Origin of the sequence: Herbaspirillum sp. LeCh32-8 (assembly GCF_017814915.1) — a bacterium.
Classification (GTDB): Bacteria; Pseudomonadota; Gammaproteobacteria; order Burkholderiales; family Burkholderiaceae_D; genus Herbaspirillum.
In genome coordinates this window covers 1-18586 of sequence record NZ_JAGIPZ010000009.1, presented here as the reverse complement: position 1 = coordinate 18586, position 18586 = coordinate 1, and the positions used below count along the sequence as shown (strand labels likewise).

The 18586-nt window shown below is 63.7% G+C and carries 13 protein-coding genes; 7 read left to right on the top strand and 6 right to left on the bottom strand.

Annotation, left to right across the window (positions count from 1 at the left end; all coding sequences use genetic code 11):
- Positions 1-176: 176 nt before the first annotated feature.
- Positions 177-1571 (bottom strand): argininosuccinate lyase, encoded by a 1395-nt coding sequence (gene argH, locus J8I26_RS15800; RefSeq protein ID WP_209608070.1) that lies wholly within the window; start codon positions 1569-1571, stop codon positions 177-179.
- A gap of 369 nt (positions 1572-1940) precedes the next feature.
- Here argH and J8I26_RS15795 point away from each other — a divergent pair, with 369 nt between their 5' ends.
- Positions 1941-2765, top strand: coding sequence for an HDOD domain-containing protein (locus J8I26_RS15795; RefSeq protein WP_209608069.1), 825 nt, complete (start codon positions 1941-1943; stop codon positions 2763-2765).
- A gap of 128 nt (positions 2766-2893) precedes the next feature.
- Here J8I26_RS15795 and J8I26_RS15790 read toward each other — a convergent pair whose 3' ends face one another.
- Positions 2894-3838 (bottom strand): dienelactone hydrolase family protein, encoded by a 945-nt coding sequence (locus J8I26_RS15790; protein WP_209608068.1) that lies wholly within the window; start codon positions 3836-3838, stop codon positions 2894-2896.
- A 398-nt stretch (positions 3839-4236) separates the two neighbouring features.
- Positions 4237-7149, bottom strand: a complete 2913-nt coding sequence (ppc, locus tag J8I26_RS15785) for a phosphoenolpyruvate carboxylase (RefSeq protein ID WP_209608067.1) — start codon at positions 7147-7149, stop codon at positions 4237-4239.
- Between the two features lie 188 nt (positions 7150-7337).
- Here ppc and hemC point away from each other — a divergent pair, with 188 nt between their 5' ends.
- From hemC to ppa, 5 genes are all read left to right on the top strand, one after another.
- Entirely contained in the window at positions 7338-8294 is a 957-nt protein-coding gene (hemC, locus tag J8I26_RS15780; protein ID WP_209608066.1) for a hydroxymethylbilane synthase, read from the top strand.
- On the top strand, positions 8278-9075 hold the full coding sequence (locus tag J8I26_RS15775) for a uroporphyrinogen-III synthase (RefSeq protein ID WP_209608065.1): 798 nt from the start codon (positions 8278-8280) through the stop codon (positions 9073-9075). The genes hemC and J8I26_RS15775 overlap by 17 nt, the downstream gene beginning before the upstream one ends.
- Entirely contained in the window at positions 9072-10271 is a 1200-nt protein-coding gene (locus J8I26_RS15770; protein ID WP_209608064.1) for a uroporphyrinogen-III C-methyltransferase, read from the top strand. The genes J8I26_RS15775 and J8I26_RS15770 overlap by 4 nt, the downstream gene beginning before the upstream one ends.
- Positions 10272-10290: 19 nt before the next feature.
- Positions 10291-11490: a heme biosynthesis protein HemY gene (locus J8I26_RS15765; RefSeq protein ID WP_209608063.1), complete on the top strand. Its 1200-nt coding sequence runs from the start codon at positions 10291-10293 to the stop codon at positions 11488-11490.
- Between the two features lie 313 nt (positions 11491-11803).
- Positions 11804-12340, top strand: coding sequence for an inorganic diphosphatase (ppa, locus tag J8I26_RS15760; protein ID WP_209608062.1), 537 nt, complete (start codon positions 11804-11806; stop codon positions 12338-12340).
- A 711-nt stretch (positions 12341-13051) separates the two neighbouring features.
- Here the strand turns inward: ppa and J8I26_RS15755 are convergent.
- Both J8I26_RS15755 and J8I26_RS15750 read right to left on the bottom strand, forming a co-directional pair.
- The gene (locus J8I26_RS15755) at positions 13052-14734 is read right to left on the bottom strand and encodes a peptide chain release factor 3 (protein ID WP_209608061.1); all 1683 of its coding nucleotides are present in this window, start codon (positions 14732-14734) and stop codon (positions 13052-13054) included.
- Between the two features lie 237 nt (positions 14735-14971).
- Positions 14972-16465 carry a DUF3300 domain-containing protein gene (locus J8I26_RS15750; RefSeq protein WP_209608060.1) on the bottom strand — a complete coding sequence of 498 codons (1494 nt, stop codon included), beginning with the start codon at positions 16463-16465 and terminating at the stop codon, positions 14972-14974.
- 290 nt (positions 16466-16755) lie between these two features.
- Between J8I26_RS15750 and J8I26_RS15745 the strand changes: the two genes are divergently transcribed.
- Entirely contained in the window at positions 16756-17214 is a 459-nt protein-coding gene (locus tag J8I26_RS15745; RefSeq protein WP_209608059.1) for a GNAT family N-acetyltransferase, read from the top strand.
- A gap of 1057 nt (positions 17215-18271) precedes the next feature.
- Here the strand turns inward: J8I26_RS15745 and J8I26_RS15735 are convergent.
- Positions 18272-18586, bottom strand: a 315-nt coding sequence (locus J8I26_RS15735) for a hypothetical protein (protein ID WP_209608057.1), incomplete at its 5' end; no start/stop codon positions are given.

The window sequence follows — 18586 nt, the reverse complement described above, 5'->3', positions numbered from 1 at the left end:
ACGGGACTTGTGCTCCATCCTCTGAAGACCGTTGTGCGGCCTCTTTCGATACAGCCGGCACAGCATAACTCAAAAAGCTGCTGGCGCCGGCTTTGACAACCCGCGCCGGCGCGCCCGGGTAAGGCGCGCCGACGCGGCATGCGAATGACCGCTCCCGAGGGAACGGCGGGTGGTGCTTACTTCAGTTCGTTACGAATATGCGCGATGGCCGCGCGCACCTGGTTGGGCGCGGTGCCGCCGATGTGGTCGCGCGCGGCGACCGAGCCTTCCAGCGTCAATACGTCAAACACGTCCTCGCCGACCAGCGACGAGAAGGCGCGCAGTTCGTCCAGCGACAGGTCGGCCAGGTCGCAACCCTTGTCCACGCAGGTACGTACCGCGTGCGCGACGGCTTCGTGGGCGTCGCGGAAGGGCAAGCCCTTCTTGACCAGGTAGTCGGCCAGGTCGGTGGCGGTGGCGTAGCCCTGCAGCGCGGCGGCGCGCATGGCGTCCGGCTTGACGGTGATGCCGCGCGCCATGTCGGCGAAGATGCGCAGGGTGTCGGTCAGCGTGTCGACGGTGTCGAACAGCGGTTCCTTGTCTTCCTGGTTGTCCTTGTTGTAGGCCAGCGGCTGGCCCTTCATCAGGGTCAGCAGGGAAATCAGGTGGCCGTTGACGCGGCCGGTCTTGCCGCGCGCCAGCTCGGGCACGTCGGGGTTCTTCTTCTGCGGCATGATCGACGAACCGGTGCAGAAGCGGTCGGCGATGTCGATGAAGCCCACGCGCGGGCTCATCCAGATCACCAGCTCTTCGGACATGCGCGAGATGTGGGTCATCACCAGCGCAGCGGCGGCGCAGAATTCGATGGCGAAGTCGCGGTCGGAGACGGCGTCCAGCGAGTTGCGGCAGACGTCGTCGAAGCCCAAGGTCTTGGCCACGCGCAGGCGGTCGATCGGGAAGGTGGTGCCGGCGAGAGCCGCCGCGCCCAGCGGCAGGCGGTTGATGCGCTTACGGGCATCAGCCATGCGCTCGGCGTCGCGGCCGAACATCTCGACGTAGGCCAGTACGTGGTGGCCGAAGGTGATCGGCTGCGCCACCTGCATGTGGGTGAAGCCCGGCAGGATGACGTCGGCGTGTTGCTCGGCCAGGTCCAGCAGCGCGCTGCGCAGTTCGCGCAGCAGGCCGATGATGTCGTCCACGGCGCCGCGCATGTAGAGGCGGATGTCGGTGGCGACCTGGTCGTTGCGCGAGCGGCCGGTGTGCAGGCGCTTGCCGGCGTCGCCGACCAGTTCGGTCAGGCGCTTCTCGATGTTCAGGTGGACGTCTTCCAGGTCCAGTAGCCATTCGAACTTACCGGCGTCGATTTCGCCCTTGATCTGGGCCATGCCGCGCTGGATCTCGGCGTAGTCGGCCGCGCTGATGATGCCCTGGTGGGCCAGCATCTCGGCGTGCGCGAGCGAGCCCTGGATGTCGACCTGGGCCAGGCGGTTGTCGAAGAAGACCGATGCGGTGTAACGCTTGACGAGATCGGAAACGGGTTCAGAAAAGCGAGCCGACCAGGCTTCGCTCTTTTTCGAAAATTGGTCTGTCATATAGGGAATTCCGGAGAATGGGCGATTATAGCAAGCGCAGCAGCGCCAAGGTATTCCCTCGCAGCCGGAAATGCTGAGCAATGCGGTTTTTTCGCATCCGCCGCGCTGTGGCGCGCATGCTTTTTCCATTGCCCGGGAAGCCGTCTCACGCCCAGCGATGAGCTGCGAATTCATGCAGTTTCCATGAGGCATTATTTACGCTTGTTGTTTCTGTGCAGTCTCTTCCGCAAAGCAGAAAAAGCTTGCCCGATTGGCAAATCAAGCCGCTATACTCGAATGGCGATGACTGACCCGGTAATCAACCGGAAAAGTTAAGTCAGAAGTGCTGAAGATAGATGTTTTGGGGGTCGTCTTATAGGAGAGAAGGTCATGAATTTGGAAGCACTGTTTCAGCAGCAAACCGCACTGCCAAGCATTCCCAAGGTGGTGCAGGAAGTCATCGAAAGCTTCAACAACGAATCCGTCTCCATCGAAGAGATCGGCAAGAAACTGGCCGCGGACCAGGTGCTCAGCGCCAAGATCCTGCGCCTGGCCAATTCCTCGTACTACCACGTCTCGCGCACCATCGGTACCGTCGAAGACGCCGTGCTGATGCTGGGTTTCATGACCGTGCGCACGCTGGTGGTCTCCACCGGCATGGCCGGCAGTTTCAAGAAGCTGCCGGGCGTGGACCTGAAACTGTTCTGGCGTTACAGCCTGGACACCGCGATCGTCGCCAAGTGGCTCGCCAAGCGGGTCAAGGTGAACTCCGATTTCGCCTTCACCGTCGGCCTGATGCACGCCATCGGCCAGCTGGTGATGCATGCCGGCATGCCGGAGCAGGCGCTGCAGGTGGACAAGGTCGCCGGCCCGCTGGATGCGCGTCGCCTGGATGTGGAACGCAAGTCCTTCGGCTACGACTTCTCCGACGTCGGCGCCGAGCTGGCCAAGCGCTGGCGCTTCCCCGAAGAGTTCTCGGCCGTCATCAAGGCCTTCCCGCAGCCGCTGGAAGGCAAGTTCGACGTGTTCGCCGCCATCGTGCACCTGGCGGCATGGCGCGCCCGTGCGGAAGAGAACAAGTACTCCGCCGACGAGCTGGAGTCGACCTTCCCGTCGGATGTGGCCGACAAGCTGGGCGTGAAGTTCAGCGACATCACCGATGAAATGCCGCCGCTGGCGGAGCTGGGTGAGGGCATGCAGGAACTGATCAACTGATCCTCCGCGCTGGTGATCCCGGGCCCGCCCTGCGCGGGTCCAAACAAAAATGCCGGTTCACGAAAGTGGCCGGCATTTTTGTTTGGCTGACTGCGCTTGCACGCGTTTGAGTGCGTGCCTTGGCGTGATCAGTAATTCAGCTTGGCATCGAGGAAGTTCAGCATCGAACGATAGGCCTGGTCGCGCGCCTCGGGGTTGGCGCCGCTGGTTACGCCTTCGCCGCGCTTGCCGATGCCGGCGATGTCCATGCGCACGTGCACCGGCATGCCGGGCGCGTCGAAGTCATGGTAGGTATCCGGATATAGGCGCAGGGCGATCTCGGTATCGCTGCCGGTCATCTTCTTTTCCATCGCTTCGCAAGCCTGCGGCGGCGTCCAGTCGTCGTTCTCGCCCATCAGGATCAGCAGCGGCGCGGCCGGCTTGAACGGCTCGCTGGGCTTGGCGTAGGGACGGCAATCCGGATAGAAGGCCACGGCCGCGCGCGGCTGCACCTTGCGCACGGCGACGTCGGTGTCGGCCAGGTTCAGCGAGGCCAGCAGGGTGGAGGCGCCATGCGACCAGCCCAGCAGGACCACGCGCGACATGTCCACGTCCTTCTGGGTGCCGACCCAGTGCAGCGCCGCCTGTACGTCATAGCGACGGTTCATGGCGCTGGCTTCACGCTGGGCCAAGGTGTCCTGGCAGGTCGAGCGGCGACCGCGCGGGGTGAAGCTGTCCGGGAACAGTACGTTGTAGCCGGCGTCGGTCAGCACGCGGGCCATCGCCAGGTGGCGCGGCGTGAATTCACCCTTGCCGTCGCGCACCATGCTGTACAGGCCGCCGCAGCCATGCAGCGCGATCACGGTCGGGAACTTGCCGCCGCGATCGGCGGCGAGCGACTTGCGCGACTTGATCCAGACGCCGTACAGCGAGGTAGCGCGGCCGCCCTTGCCGTCGACGCTGGTCAGCGAGACGCGCTGGGCTTGCAGCGGTGGCGGCGGCGCCGAATTGGGCGCGGCATGGACGAGCGTCGTTGCGGCGATGAAGAGGGCGCCGATGCAAAACGAAACGAGAGATTTTCCCCGGATACGCATGTGTGTGTGATTCCCCGTGTCGAACTCCGCGCCGCCGTTCTCGACGGAGCCCCTTGCCCGGGATCTTGGCTCTTCGACAAGAGGCCATGTCCGGCGTGCGGCGGCTGCGGTGTAATCCTTGTTGAGGTTCAATTTTACAAAATGAAGCCCGCGCATGTCGGGCAAACGTCATTTTTGCGGTGCAAAAAACTGATCCAGCGCAGGAAGCGGCATCGCCTGTCCGGCCGGCGCAACACAATTGTCGGCCGGTCAAATGCCATCCTGATCATAGGTTATCGGCATGCTAACCCGCATCTTGAGACGTTACGTATCATCTTTTTCCTGAATTTCCGCGCCGCAATAAAGAAACCCCGCCGGAAGACTCCGGCGGGGCTTGCATGCCTGATCGCAACCGCGGCTCAGCCGGTGTTGCGCAAACCGGCGGCGACGCCGTTGATGGTCAGGTGGATGCCGCGTTGCACGCGTTCTTCCGGCGTGCGCTTGGCCGCGATGGTGGCGCGGTGACGCTTGATCAGCTCGACCTGCAAGTGGTTCAGCGGATCGAGGTAGGCGAAGCGGTTCTTGATCGAGCGCGCCAAGAGCGGGTTGGCCGCCAGGCGATCCTTGCTGCCGGTGATCTGCGACAGCAGGGCGCTGGTGCGCTCGTGCTCGTCGGTGATGCGGCCGAAGATGGTGTTGCGCAGCTTGCGGTCGGCCACCAGGCCGGCGTAGCGCGAGGCCACCGCCAGGTCGGTCTTGGACAGCACCATGTCCATGTTTGACAGCAGCGCCGCGAAGAACGGCCACTCCTTACACATGGCCTTCAGCGTAGCCAGGCGCTTGGCCGTTTCCTTGGCGTTGCCGGTGTCGGCCAGCCAGCCCGAGACCGCGCTGCCGAAGCCGTACCAACCCGGGAACAGCAGGCGGCACTGGCCCCACGAGAAGCCCCAGGGAATCGCGCGCAAATCCTCGATGCGCTGGGTCGCCTTGCGCGATGCCGGGCGCGAGCCGATGTTCAACTGCGCGATCTCGGCGATCGGGGTGGCGGCGAAGAAGTAGTCGGTGAAGCCCGGTGTCTCGTAGACCAGGTTGCGGTAGGCGCGATAGGCGCGCTCCGACAGTTCCTCCATCACGCGCTCGAACTCGGCGATCTTCCTGGCTTCCTTGCCGTCGCCGACGGTCGGCATCAGGCTGGCTTCCAGCGTGGCGGCCACCAGCAGCTCCAGGTTGCGGCGGCCGATTTCCGGGTTGGAGAATTTGGAGGCGATGATCTCGCCCTGTTCGGTCAGGCGGATCTGACCGTTCACGGTGCCCGGCGGCTGCGCCAGGATGGCCTGGTAGCTGGGGCCGCCGCCGCGACCGACGGTGCCGCCGCGACCGTGGAACAGGCGCAGCTTGACGCCGGCCTCGTCGAACAGCGCCACCAGCTGGTTCTCGGCCTTGTACAGCTCCCAGTTGGAGGTCAGGAAGCCGCCGTCCTTGTTGGAGTCCGAATAGCCCAGCATCACTTCCTGCAGCTTGCCCTGTCTGGTGATCAGCGGCTTGACCTGCGGCAGCGTCAGCCAGCCGCGCATGATGTCGGCGGCGCAGCGCAGGTCGGGGATGGTCTCGAACAGCGGTATCACCATCAGCTCCAGTTCCTTCAACTGGTTGCCTTCGATGTGCAGCAGGCCGGTTTCCTTCTGCAGCAGCAGCACTTCGATCAGGTCGGACAGGGTCTCGGTGTGCGAGATGATGTAGTTGCGGATGGCGCGTTCGCCGTAGCGGCGACGGATCTCACGCGCGGTGCGCAGGATCTCCAGCTCGGAATTGGTCTCGTCGCTGTAGTGCAGGTAAGGCGAATACAGCAGCCGCGGCTTGGCCAGTTCGCCCAGCAGCAGCGCGATCTTGCGCTCTTCGGTGAGACCGGCGTAGTCGGCCTCGACCTGGGACTTGGCAAACAGTTCGGCCAGTACGCGTTCGTGGATGTCCGAGCTCTGGCGCATGTCCAGCGTGGCCAGGTGGAAGCCGAAGATCTCGACCGCGCGCTTTAGGCCCGCCAGGCGCGGCTTGATCAATGCGGCGCCGTGGTTGGCCAGCAGTGAGGCCACCAGCACCTCGAGTTCGACCACACAGTCGGCCGGCGCGTCGTAGGGCGCGGCCGCACCCACTTCCTGGCGCAGGATGTTGACCACGCCCAGCGCGCGGGCAGTCGCCGCCAGGCGCGCGTAGACGCCGATCAGCGCGCGGCGGTAGGGCTCGTCGGCGCGGTGGTCGGAGTGGTCGGGCGAGGCTTCGGCCAGCGCCAGCAGCTCGGGGCTGGCGTCCACCATCAGGGTGGAAATCGACAGCTCGGCGCCCAGCGTGTGCACTTCTTCCAGGTAATAGTCGAAGATCGTGGCCGACTGGCGCTTGAGCGCGTGCTGCATGGTGCCGGCGTTGACGTTGGGGTTGCCGTCGCGGTCGCCGCCGATCCAGCTGCCCATCTGCAGGTAGGGCGGCAGCTCGGGCGCCGCGCGCGACTTGCCGCGTGCGGGGAACTGGCTGTCGATCTCGGCTTCGACGTCGTCGTACAGCGCCGGCAGCTCACGCAGGAAGGTGATGCGGTAGTAGGAGAGGGCGTTCTCGATCTCGTCGGCCACCGTCAGCTTGGTGTAGCGCAGCATGCGCGTCTGCCACAGCGTGGCGATGCGCGCGCGCAGCAGCTCGGTGTTGTGGCGCAGTTCCTTGGGCGTCAGCGGATTGTCGCGCTCGGCCACCAGGCGGGCGATCTCGCGCTCGGCATCCAGGATGCTTTTGCGCTGCACCTCGGTCGGGTGCGCGGTCAGCACCGGCGACACCAGCGAATCCTTGAGGAAGTTGCGCACCTGCGCGCCGGACACGCCGGCGTCATCCAGGCGCGACAGCGCATAGGCCACGCTGCCCGGCTGCGCGGCCGAACCTGCCAGCAGGTGGGCGCGGCGGCGGCGGTTGTGATGCTGGTCCTCGGCGATGTTGGCCAGGTGCGAGAAATACGAGAAGGCGCGCACCACCGAATTGGTCTGGTCGCGGGTCAGTTTTTTCAGCAGCTTGTCGAGCTCCGCGCCGGCCTTGGCATCGGACTCGCGGCGGAACTGCACGGCGGTCTGGCGGATGGTTTCCACCACGTTGAAGACGTCGTCGCCTTCCTGCTCGCGCACCACCTCGCCCAGCAGGCGGCCGAGCAGGCGGATGTCTTCTTTGAGCGGGGCGTCCTTGTCGGCGCCGCGCACGGCTTTGCCGGCGGCTGCGCCCTTGGCGTCGGCGGGACGGGAAACGGAAGTGGATGGGGAAGCGGAGCGGGCACTGCGTTTAGTTTGATTTGTAGTTGCCATGATCAACGTTTGCTGCGGTTTTCGAGGGAGAAAGTCGTGCTTGTGGATCGGACTGCCAGATGCTGCGTGCTAGAATTTGCTGCGATATTTTTGTCTCTGTCTAATTATTTTCAGTCTGCAATCGCCGGCCGCCTGCTTTCCTTTGTCTCCTCTGCCGCGGGTGCCACGACTGAATCGGAAAGCCCGTCTTGAAAGAATTTCCTCCTTCCAAAATCGTCATCGTCTCGCGTGAAAGCCGTCTTGCCATGTGGCAGGCGGAGTACGTGCGCGACCGGATCAAAACATTATATCCGCAGTGCAGCATCAGTATCCTCGGAACCACCACCCGCGGCGACCAGATCCTCGATCGCACGCTGTCCAAGGTGGGCGGCAAGGGCCTGTTCGTGAAGGAGCTGGAAGTGGCGATGGCCGAAGGCCGCGCCGACCTCGCCGTGCATTGCCTCAAGGACATGCCGATGGAGCTGCCGGAAGGGTTCGAGCTGGCCGCGATCCTGGAGCGTGAAGACCCGCGCGACGCCTTCGTCTCCAACGACTATGACTCACTGGACGCGCTGCCGGCCGGCGCCATTATCGGCACCAGCAGCCTGCGCCGCCAGGCCATGATCACCGCGCGGTATCCGCAGTTGGTGGTCAAGCCGCTGCGCGGCAATCTGGACACTCGCCTGGCCAAGCTCGACCGCGGCGACTACGCCGCCATCATCCTGGCGGTCGCCGGCCTGAACCGCCTGGGCCTGAAGCAGCGCATCCGCGCCTGGCTGGCGCCCGAACAAAGCCTGCCGTCGCCGGGGCAGGGCACGCTGGCCATCGAGATCCCGGCCGGCCGTGAAGACATCCGCCGCCTGCTGGCGCCGCTGCACGACGACACCGCCGCCGTGGCCTCGGCCGCCGAACGTTCGGTTTCGCGCATCTTCGGCGCCAGCTGCCAGATTCCGCTGGCCGCCTACGCCACCGTGGACGGACACCGCGTGCACCTGCGCGCCATGATCGCCACTCCAGATGGCAGCCGCAGCGCCGCTGCCGAGGCCGAGGGTTCGGTCGATGCGCCCGAAGCGCTGGGTGAACAGGTGGCCGACCTGCTCAAGGCCAGGGACGCCGACGCCATCCTCGCCGCCTGCAAGGCGCAGGCCGATGTCGAATCGACCTGATCTTGTTGCGCACGCTGTGCCGGTCGTGGTGACGCGGCCGCTGCAGCAGGCGCAACCGTTTGCCTCGCGCGTGGAAGCGCTGGGGCGGCGCGCCGAGATATTCCCCTTGCTGGTCATCGAACCGGTGGCGGACGCCACCGAACTGCAGGCTGCGCTGGCGCGCCTGGATCAGTTTGCGCTGGTGGTGTTCGTCAGCCCCAACGCGATCGACGCTGCGTTTCGCTTCATCCCGGCCTGGCCCGGCGGACTGCCCATCGGCATCGTCGGCGAAGGCAGCCGCGTTGCCTTGCGCGCGCATGGCGTGGATGAGGGCAATGCCCGCATCTTCGCGCCGCAGGGCGAAGGCAAGATGGATTCCGAAGAGCTGCTCAAGACTTTGCCGCTGGCGCAGTTGCGCGGCAAACGCGCGTTGATCGTGCGCGGGCAGAGCGGGCGCGACTTCCTCAGCGATGCCCTGCAAGAGCAGGGTGTGGCCGTTGAGCACGTGACCGCCTACCGCCGTCTGGCACCCCCGCTGGATGAGCGCAATCGCGCGCGCTTGCTGGCTTTGGCCGATGACGGCGCGGACTGGGTGGTCACCAGTTCCGAGGCCTTGCGCAATTTGCTCGAGATGACAAGACTAGCCGGAGGCGATGATCGTGTGGTAAAACTGCAACGACAACGGATCTTCGTCTCGCACCACAGGATCGCGCAGGTCGCCCAGTCGCTGGGCTTTTGTGCGGTAACCCTGACCGGTTCGGGCGACGAACGACTACTTGCCGCGTTACAATCCTGCCCATGACCGAACAGCAATCCACACCAGAGTCCAATCTGCCGGAGACCAAGCCGGAGGCGAGCTACAGCAACACGTCGGCTCCCACTTTCTATTCATCGGCCCCGGACGGCACCGCGCCCCTGCGCCGCCGCCAGCGCATACTGACCATCCTGTTGCTGCTGGTGATCGTCGCCCTGGCCGCCCAGTGGTGGCTGTCGCGCACCGAACTGCGCGAGCTGCGCGGTGAAGTCGCGCAGCGCCTGCAGACGGGCGACAACAGCAACAACGAGCTCAAGGGCGTCCTGAAGACAGTGCAGGAAAGCACCAAGGAACTGCAATCCAAGGTCAGCGTGCTCGACAGCAAACAGGCCGAGTCCCAGAGCCAGCAGCTGGCGCTGGAGCAGATGTACCAGGACCTGAACAAGAACCGCGACGACTGGGCGCTCTCCGAGATCGAGGAAGTGCTGTCGACCGCCGACCAGCAGCTGGAACTGGCCGGCAACGTGCAGGGTGCACTGATCGCGCTGCAGAACGCCGACAAGAGCCTGTCGCGCTCCGACAAGCCGCAATTCATCGCCATCCGCCGCGCCATCGCGCGTGACATCGACCGCCTGAAGGCGCTGCCGCAGGTCGACATCGCCGGCATCGCCGTGCGCCTGGACAGCGCCATCGGCCAGGTCGACAACATGCCGCTGCTGGTGGATGAGAAGCCGGTCGAGTCGGCCAGCGAACCCAAGCCGCGCATGGCGCCGCAACCCGCACCCGTGAAGGCCTCCAACGCCAAGCCCGCCAAGGGCAAGGCCGACGCCGCGCCGGCTGTCGAGCCTTCGGCCTGGTCGCAATGGCTGGCCGGCGCGCAGGACACCTGGCAAAGCATGAGCACCGAGATGCTGGCCGAGCTGCGCCAGCTGGTGCGTATCCGCGAAGTGCAAACGCCCGAGGCGATCCTGCTGTCGCCGGGCCAGGCCTACTTCGTGCGCGAGAACCTCAAGCTGCGTTTGCTGAACGCGCGCCTGGCGCTGCTCTCGCGCAACGAGTTCGCCTTCCGCAACGACTTGTCGGCGGCCCAGGACACCATCGCCAAGTACTTCGACACCCGCGCCAAGCAAGTGCAGACCACGCAGTCGCTGTTGAAGCAGGTGCAGGGCAGCAACCTGGCCATCCAGATGCCGACGCTGGCCGAGAGCCTGAACGCGGTGCGCAACTACAAAGCACGTCGTTGAGCGCAGACGGGATAGCGATATGAAAATTCTGCTCTGGCTTCTTACCCTGTTCGCGTCCGCCATCGGCCTGGCCGTGCTGGCGCGCTTCAATCCCGGCAACGTGGTGCTGTTCTACCCGCCGTACCGCATCGACCTCTCGCTGAACTTCTTCATCTTCCTGGTGCTGGCGCTGTTCCTGGCGATCTACGTCGTCATCCGCGCCGTGCGCCTGACGCAGAAGCTGCCCGGCCGCGTGATCGCCTATCGCCGCGCCAAGCGCGAGAATGAAAGCAACAAGGCCCTGCGCGACTCGCTCAAGGCCTACTTCGAAGGTCGCTTCGGCCAGGCTGAAAAGTCGGCCACGCAAGCCTCCGACCTGGTCGACAACGCCGGCATCGCCGCCCTGATCGGCGCGCGCGCCGCCCACCGCATGCGCCAGGGCGACCGTCGCGACATCTGGCTGGCCAGCACCGAAGTCGATCCGAGCCTGAAGGCCGCGCGCCTGATGACCGCGCTGGAGCTGCAGGTCGACGAGCACCACTTCAAGCAGGCGCTGGAAACCGTTGAAGAACTCAACGCCAATGGCACCCGTCACATCCAGGCGCTGCAATGGGCATTGAAGGCCAACCAGCAAGCCAAGAACTGGCCCGAGGTGCTGCGCCTGGTGCAGACGCTGGACAAGCGCAATGCGCTGCATCCGGCGCTGTCGAACCGCCTGCGCGAGATGTCTTACGATGCCCTGATGTCGGACCGCTCGCACGACGCCGAGTCGATCCGCCTGCTGTGGTCCGGCGTGCCCAGCGCCGACAAGCTCAAGCCCTTCATTGCCGCGCGTGCGGCCCACGCCTTCTCCAGCCGCGGCCTGCACGACGAGGCGCGCACCCTGCTGGAGCGCGCGCTGGCCGCCGACTGGGACATCCGCCTGCTGCGCGCGTACCGCGAATCGACCGCCGAGGCCGGTTCGGCCGCGCTGCTGGTGCAGATCGAGCATTGCGAAGCCTGGCTGGCCAAGAACCCGACCGACGCCGAGCTGGCGCTGACGCTGGGCATGTTCTGCCTGCGCCAGAAGCTGTGGGGCAAGGCCCAGCGCCACCTGGAGCAGGCCCTGTCGGACGCCATCGAGCCGCGCACCGTGCGCGAGTCGCACCTGGCCCTGGCCCAGCTGCACGAGGCGCTGGACCAGCCTGAAAAAGCCGCAGCCCACTACAAGCAGTGCGCGCTGGCGACCGCCATTCGCTGAACCAAATCGCCGGGATCCTGACAAAGGCGGAAGCGGCCCCGGCCCTTCCGCCTTTTTTGTCGCCTGCCGGCGCCGTCATGCTGGCGTAAGTTGCCGCCGCTATGTTGGCGGCAGTCGCTGGATCGTACGGGTAGGTGCTCGACTCGCCTTGATGCGTAGAAACGCTGCTGATGAGCTTTTCCGCGGGGAAGGGCGGGCGCGGGCCAGAATGCCGCTATAATTGCCGCTTTCTGCGTATTCCGACGCTTTATTCGTAGAGTTGCGCGATCCAGAATTCCGCTTTTCTGTTTTCTTTCCCCTTAGTGAGAATCCCATGAGCCTGAACAACGTCCCCTCCGGCCGCGACCTGCCGAATGACTTCAACGTGATCATCGAAATCCCGATGAACGCCGATCCGATCAAGTACGAAGTGGACAAGGACACCGGCGCGATCTTCGTCGACCGCTTCATGGGTACCGCCATGCACTACCCGTGCAACTATGGCTACATCCCCCAGACCCTGTCGCAAGACGGCGACCCGGTCGACGTGCTGGTGATCACCCCGTTCCCGCTGATCCCGGGCGTGGTGGTGCGCTGCCGTCCCATCGGCGTGCTGAAGATGAGCGACGAGTCGGGCATCGACGCCAAGCTGCTGGCCGTGCCGGTCGACAAGATCCTGCCGATCTACACCCACTGGCAAAAGCCGGAAGACCTGAACGAACTGCGCCTGAACCAGATCAAGCACTTCTTCGAGCACTACAAGGACCTGGAAAAGGGCAAGTGGGTCAAGGTTGAAGGCTGGGAAGGCCCGGACGCCGCCCGCGAAGAAATCCTGGCGGGCGTGGAAGCCTTCAAGAAGGCTGCCAAGTAAGCTGTCGATTTCCGCAAGTAAAAAAGCCGACCTTTTGGTCGGCTTTTTTGTTTGGTGCGTACTTACACCCCATGCAAGTACGCTACGAGAAAAAACGCCACTGGGCTCCTGCTTTCGCAGGAGCGACGGAGCATGGGATCAGGGGGGGCGGCCAATCTATCTCATCACGCTTGATCATTTGACGCCGTCTGTCGCCCGCCGCCGGCCGGTTGGCCCATCACATTGCGCCTGATCATCGGCGCCGTCGTCCCTGCGAAAGCAGGCGCCCAGTGTCGTTCGCTGCGCTCCACCAGCGGCAGCTGGATACAACGGACGACGCTGGATCCCAGCCCGCGCCGGGATGACGGCGGGGTGAGAGGGCCAGCAGTATCGCGCAGATGTCGCAACGGCGACGGCAGACAAATTGACACCGACTGAACGGTTCATCGTATTGCCCTTGATCACCTAACGCCGCCAGTCGTCTTTCTGCGGTAGTTCAGTCCATCGCATCGCGCTTGATCATCAACGCCGTGTCGTCCCTGCGAAAGCAGGGACCCAGTGTCGTTCGTTGAGCTCCACCGGCGGCATCTGGATACAACGGACGATACTGGATCCGGGCCTGCGCCGGGACGACGGTGAAGGGTGAAGTGCGGGAGCGGTGCAGGGAGAATGATAAAAAACGCCCGGTCAGACCAAGCCTGACCGGGCGTTTTCAATGCATCACGATGCAGCTCAATCCAGCTTGGCCGCGTGCTCGCGCGTGGCATGGAACACCACCTCAGGCCAGCGCTCCTGAGTCAGGCGCAGGTTCACGCCCGAGCTGGCCAGGTAAGCCAGGTTGCCGGCGGCGTCAGTGGCCAGGTTGGCGCCCGCGGAGGAGCGTTCGAAGTCGGCCAGTTTCTTCTTGTCGTCGCAGGTGACCCAGCGTGCGCTGCTGATGCTGGTGCCTTCGAACACGGCGTCCACGCCGTATTCGTTCAGCAGGCGGCTCGCCACCACTTCGAACTGCAGCACGCCCACCGCACCCAGGATCAGGTCGCTGCCGGTGACCGGCTTGAACACCTGCACCGCGCCTTCCTCGCCCAGCTGTTGCAGGCCCTTGTGCAGCTGCTTGATCTTCAGCGGGTTGCGGATGCGCGCGACGCGGAAGAAGTCCGGCGCGAAGTAGGGGATGCCGGTGAACTGCAGCATCTCGCCCTCGGAGAAGCTGTCGCCGATCTGCATGTTGCCGTGGTTGGGCAGGCCGATGATGTCGCCGGCGTAGGCTTCTTCGACCTGCTCGCGGCTCGATGCCATAAAGGTCACCACCGAAGACACCTTGATGTCGCGGTTCAGGCGCAGGTGCTTCAGCTTCATGCCGCGCTCGAAGCGGCCCGAGCACACGCGCAGGAAGGCGATGCGGTCGCGGTGCGCCGGGTCCATGTTGGCCTGGATCTTGAACACGAAACCGGAGAACGGCTCTTCCACCGGCTTGACCTCACGCACCGTCGCATCGCGACCGCCCGGGCCCGGCGCCCAGTCCAGCAGCGCGTCGAGGATCTCGCGCACGCCGAAGTTGTTGACCGCGGAACCGAAGAACACCGGCGTCTGCACGCCGGCCAGGAAGTCGTCCAGGCTGAAGGGGTGGGAGGCGCCGTGCACCAGCTCCACTTCCATCTTCAGCTGTTCGATCTCCAGCGGGAACATCTCGGCCAGCTTGGGGTTGTCGATGCCCTTGATGATTTCCACGTTGCCGTTGGCGCGCTCTTCGCCGGCCTTGAACAGCATGATCTCGTCGCGCAACAGGTGATATACGCCACGGAAATTCTTGCCCATGCCGATCGGCCAGGTCACCGGCGCGCACTGGATCTTCAGCACCGACTCCAGCTCGTCCAACAGTTCCAGCGGATCGCGGGTTTCGCGGTCCAGCTTGTTCATGAAGGTGATGATGGGCGTGTTGCGCATGCGGCAGACGTTGAGCAGCTTGATGGTCTGCTCTTCCACGCCCTTGGCGGCGTCGATCACCATCAGCGCCGAGTCGACCGCGGTCAGCACGCGGTAGGTGTCTTCCGAGAAGTCCTGGTGGCCCGGGGTGTCGAGCAGGTTCACCACGTGGTCGCGGTATTCGAACTGCATCACCGAGCTGGCCACCGAGATGCCGCGCTGCTTTTCAATCTCCATCCAGTCCGAGGTCGCATGGCGCGCGCTCTTGCGCGCCTTGACGGTGCCGGCCATCTGGATCGCGCCCGAGAACAGCAGCAGCTTTTCGGTCAGCGTGGTTTTACCCGCGTCAGGGTGGGAGATGATGCCGAAGGTGCGGCGGCGCTTCACTTCGCGCGCGATCAGGTCGGTCGAGGCCTTGCGGCTGCTGCCGGTGTCATTGGCGTCGGCGGCGGCAGTTGCGTCTGCGTCGTTGATGTCGTTGGGTTCTTGCATGTCGGATCTGTCGGTTCGGGACTGGCTGCCGTCACGGAGGCCAACGAAAAAAGGGCTGGAAAATCCAACCCTTGATGGCCCTGCATGCGTGGCCCGGCGGGCACGCGCGGCATGTTCGGAAAGCTCTGGAAAGTGCAGGATTATACCTGATCCGGGGTGCCGATTCGACCCGTCGGCGGCCCGGTTTTCCGGCAGGCAACCCCGCCCGCCGCAAACCGGCAGCTTGCGGGCCGTGGCTTATTTGCCATCGTCACGCCGCTCGTCGCGGCGATCATGCTGCGGCGGCCGCGCCTGCTGCTCGCGACGAGCCTGATCCTGCTGCTGGCGCGCCTGTTCCTGGTGCTGACGCGCTTGCTCCTGTTGCTGGCGCTGCTGCTGTTGCTGCTGCGCCTGATGTTGCTGTTCGCGCGCCTGCTGGGCCTGCTGCATCTGCATGTCGTGCATCTGCTGCTGGCGTTGCTGCACGTTGCGCTCCTGGGCTTGCTGCTGTTGCCGCTGGTCGCGCGCCATCTGTTCGCGTTGACGCTGCTGGTCGTTGACCATCTGCTCGCGCTGGCGTTGCTGCTCATGCGCCTGTTGCTCACGCTGGCGTTGCTGCACCTGGACTTCACGCGTCTGCGTCAGTTGCTGCTCGCGCGCTTCACGCTGGCGTTCCTGGTCTTGCTGCACCACCCGCTGCTGGGCATTGGGTTGCGGGGCAGGGCGGCCCGGCTGCGCTGCCGGCGGGGCGAACTGGGCTGCCGGATGCGCCTGTGGGCCTGGTTGGCCTTGTTGCTGCGCCTGCTGTGGCGGCGCGCCGCGCGGTCCTTCCGGCCGGCCACCGGCCTGCTGCGGGGTCTGGCCCGGACGCTGTCCCGCTTGCGCACGCGGGCCGCCGAAGCGGGCGTCGTGGTGCCACACCACCGGGCGCTGGTTGACGGTCACGTTGCGATTGATCGTCACGTTATTGGTGACGTTGTCGTTGGTCACGTTGGTGATGCGCGTCTGCGTCACCATCACCTGACGCTGGCGCCAGTCCGGGCGCGCATCCCCGAAGGCTGCGCGCATCACGCCGATGCCGCTGCCAAAGCTGATGCTGGCCGCCACGCCCGGGCTGTAATGCGGCGGACGATAACGCGGCGGCGGCGTCCACACCATCGGCGGGGCCGACGGCCACCACCAGCTGCCGTACACCACCACCGGGTTGTAGTAGGGCACGTAGACCACCTGCGGGTTGATCGGCTCGATCACGATCAGGCCGTCATCGGCCAGCACGCGCTGCTGCGGGCTGGACTGCAAGCTGCCGGCCACCTGGGCGCGCTCGCGCAGATCCTGCACGGTATCCATCACCGAGCCCTGCTGCGCCAGGAAGGCCTGGCCCAGCTGCTGGGTCCAGTCCAGGCGGTCGTTCATCATTGCCAACACCGAGGGGAACTGCACCAGCGACTTCACGCTGGGGTCCCAGGGCATCGGCGCCACCGCGCGCGCCAGGCCGTCGCCCTGCAAGCCGGGGCGGGCCTCGACGAAGCGCTGCGCCTGCACCACTTCCAGCGGATAGGTGGCGGCCATCAGCACCTGTGCCAGCAGCGAGTCCGGGTACAGCGCCACCGGCGCCAGCATCTGGTCCAGCTGCTCCTGGGTATAAGAGGCGGTGGGATAAACGGGATAATTCGATTGGGCCTGCGCCATGGGCATGCCGGAAACCAGCGAAAACACCAGGCAGGCGGCCCAGGCCAGAGTCTTCTTGTTCACGACGTCTCTCCTGAGTTGTGTTGGATGCGGCGCCGGTAGAATTTGAGGTCTCCATCGCATCAATGCGAAACCCGGCGCAAAAACGGTGATCCTATGGTCGGCCAGGACGGCCGCAGGAGGTGTAACGGAATTGCAAGCGGTGTTTCAAGCCATCGGTGGGGCAATCAATGTTGCCTGGATGGCAAGCGCGCCCGGATTGCACGGCGGCCCCGACGCTGGCGCATCATTTGCGCAAAAGCTAAACTGTTTCCACTACAACATTCCAACAATCATCAAAACAAGGGAAGAGCATGAGCCAACACCTGATCTGGCGGCGCGATGATTACCTCATCGACACCGATCCCGACCGGCTGGACATTCCACTGATCCATAGCGTGCTGACGGCCTCCAGCTGGTCGCCCGGCATCGACCTCAACACCGTGCGCACGGCCATCGCCAACAGCCTGTGCTTCGGCGTCTACCGCGGCAGCCAGCAGATCGGCTTCGCCCGCGTGGTGACCGACCACGCCACCTTCGGCTACCTGTGCGACGTGTTCATGGTCGAAGACCTGCGCGGCCACGGCCTGGGCCGCTGGCTGATCGAATCCTGCAACCAGCACCCGACGCTGCAAAAGCTGCGCCGCGTGATGCTGACCACGTCGACCGCGCCGTGGCTGTACGCGCGCTGCGGTTTCGAGGCGATCAACCGGGGAGACTTCGTCTGGCACATTTCGCGGCCGGACATCTACCAGCAGGGCGGGCAGGGCTGACAACGACGGGGAAACTGATGGAGGGGAAAACTGGCCTGCCCTAAGGGAATCGAACCCCTAACCTACGGCTTAGAAGGCCGATTCTGAAAATTCTAGAGCTTTGATTTCAAAGCTAAATTTTTATAAATTTAGAATGAAAACAAAGGCTTGGGAGAGATTCGGTATTTTCAATTACATCCAATTATTTTTCATTCTACCGTATCAACACAGTCCCGATTTGGACAAATTTTGGACAAGCAATTGGGGCAAAAAATGCTTGATCTACAGTCGGTACATGCGATTATAATTCGCCAAACTTCTTCTTCGTTTTACGGCGGCCATATGAAAAATCCATCATGGTATGGCGCCGATGGGATGAGGTGCGAGCATGATGGTTTGACCGCTTAAAAATACGTGATCAGGGACGGCCAACGCTAATGTGATACGGCCCCAAGGTAGCGCTTGGAGAGAGCAGGTGGGATCAGCAGGTTGCGAGAACTGCGGATTCATTTGCTTGGGAAAATAAAACGAACAGCCGTGAAGCCGCGTGACGTACTTGCGCGAGGGACACCGGACACGACTCGTGTGACGCCAACCCAATGGGTTGGCTCCTTACACAAGGTGTTCAGATGCTCCAGGTATCAATTTCTACTGTCGATTTTCTCGGCAATCACTATCCCCCCACGTTGTCTGTTCATGAGCTCAGTGAGATCACAAGCGAGCATGAGCAGACCATCCGTAACAAGTTGTCCAAGAATCAGTACCCGATCCCTTCCTTCAAGATCGGCCGGAAACGTCTATTCCGGTTGATCGATGTTGCAGCGTACATCGACCAGCAATGTATGAGCGATGTCAGTCACCCATCGAGAAAGCTTCCAAAGCGTGGGAGGCCCACGAAGGTTCAGCAGTTGCTAAACCAGCAATCTCAATTCTTGATGGGAGTGAAGGATTGATTCCCCTAGAGACTTCTTTAGCGGGGGAAGCTGACCTGGGTGATCTCAATACGTTGCGCAGGGCGCAATATCGAGCCAGGTCAGATGCGATACTCCGCAAAATTGAAAACCGTAGCTTCGCTCGATCAGCCGCTGTTCCGGCGCGGACATACCTCCCGCCCTGGGAGGAACATCAAAGAGCGATGCCTAATCACCTTGCGCGCTCCAATCTGTTTGCTCCCATAGGGCGTGGGGCGAGGTCGCAGCACGAAAATACAAAGCTTGCTTGTAGAAGTGATGCCACAATATTTTTCACTGGTGAGCAGCTTGATGAGGCTGATTGCGATGTGTTTTTGCAAGTCTTGCATCTTGCTAGATCGGTGCTGTTGAATTGCACTGAAAACTGACCCACTTTTCCAGGAAATTTGCACCCTAAGTTGACCCATGTTTAGACCACAATC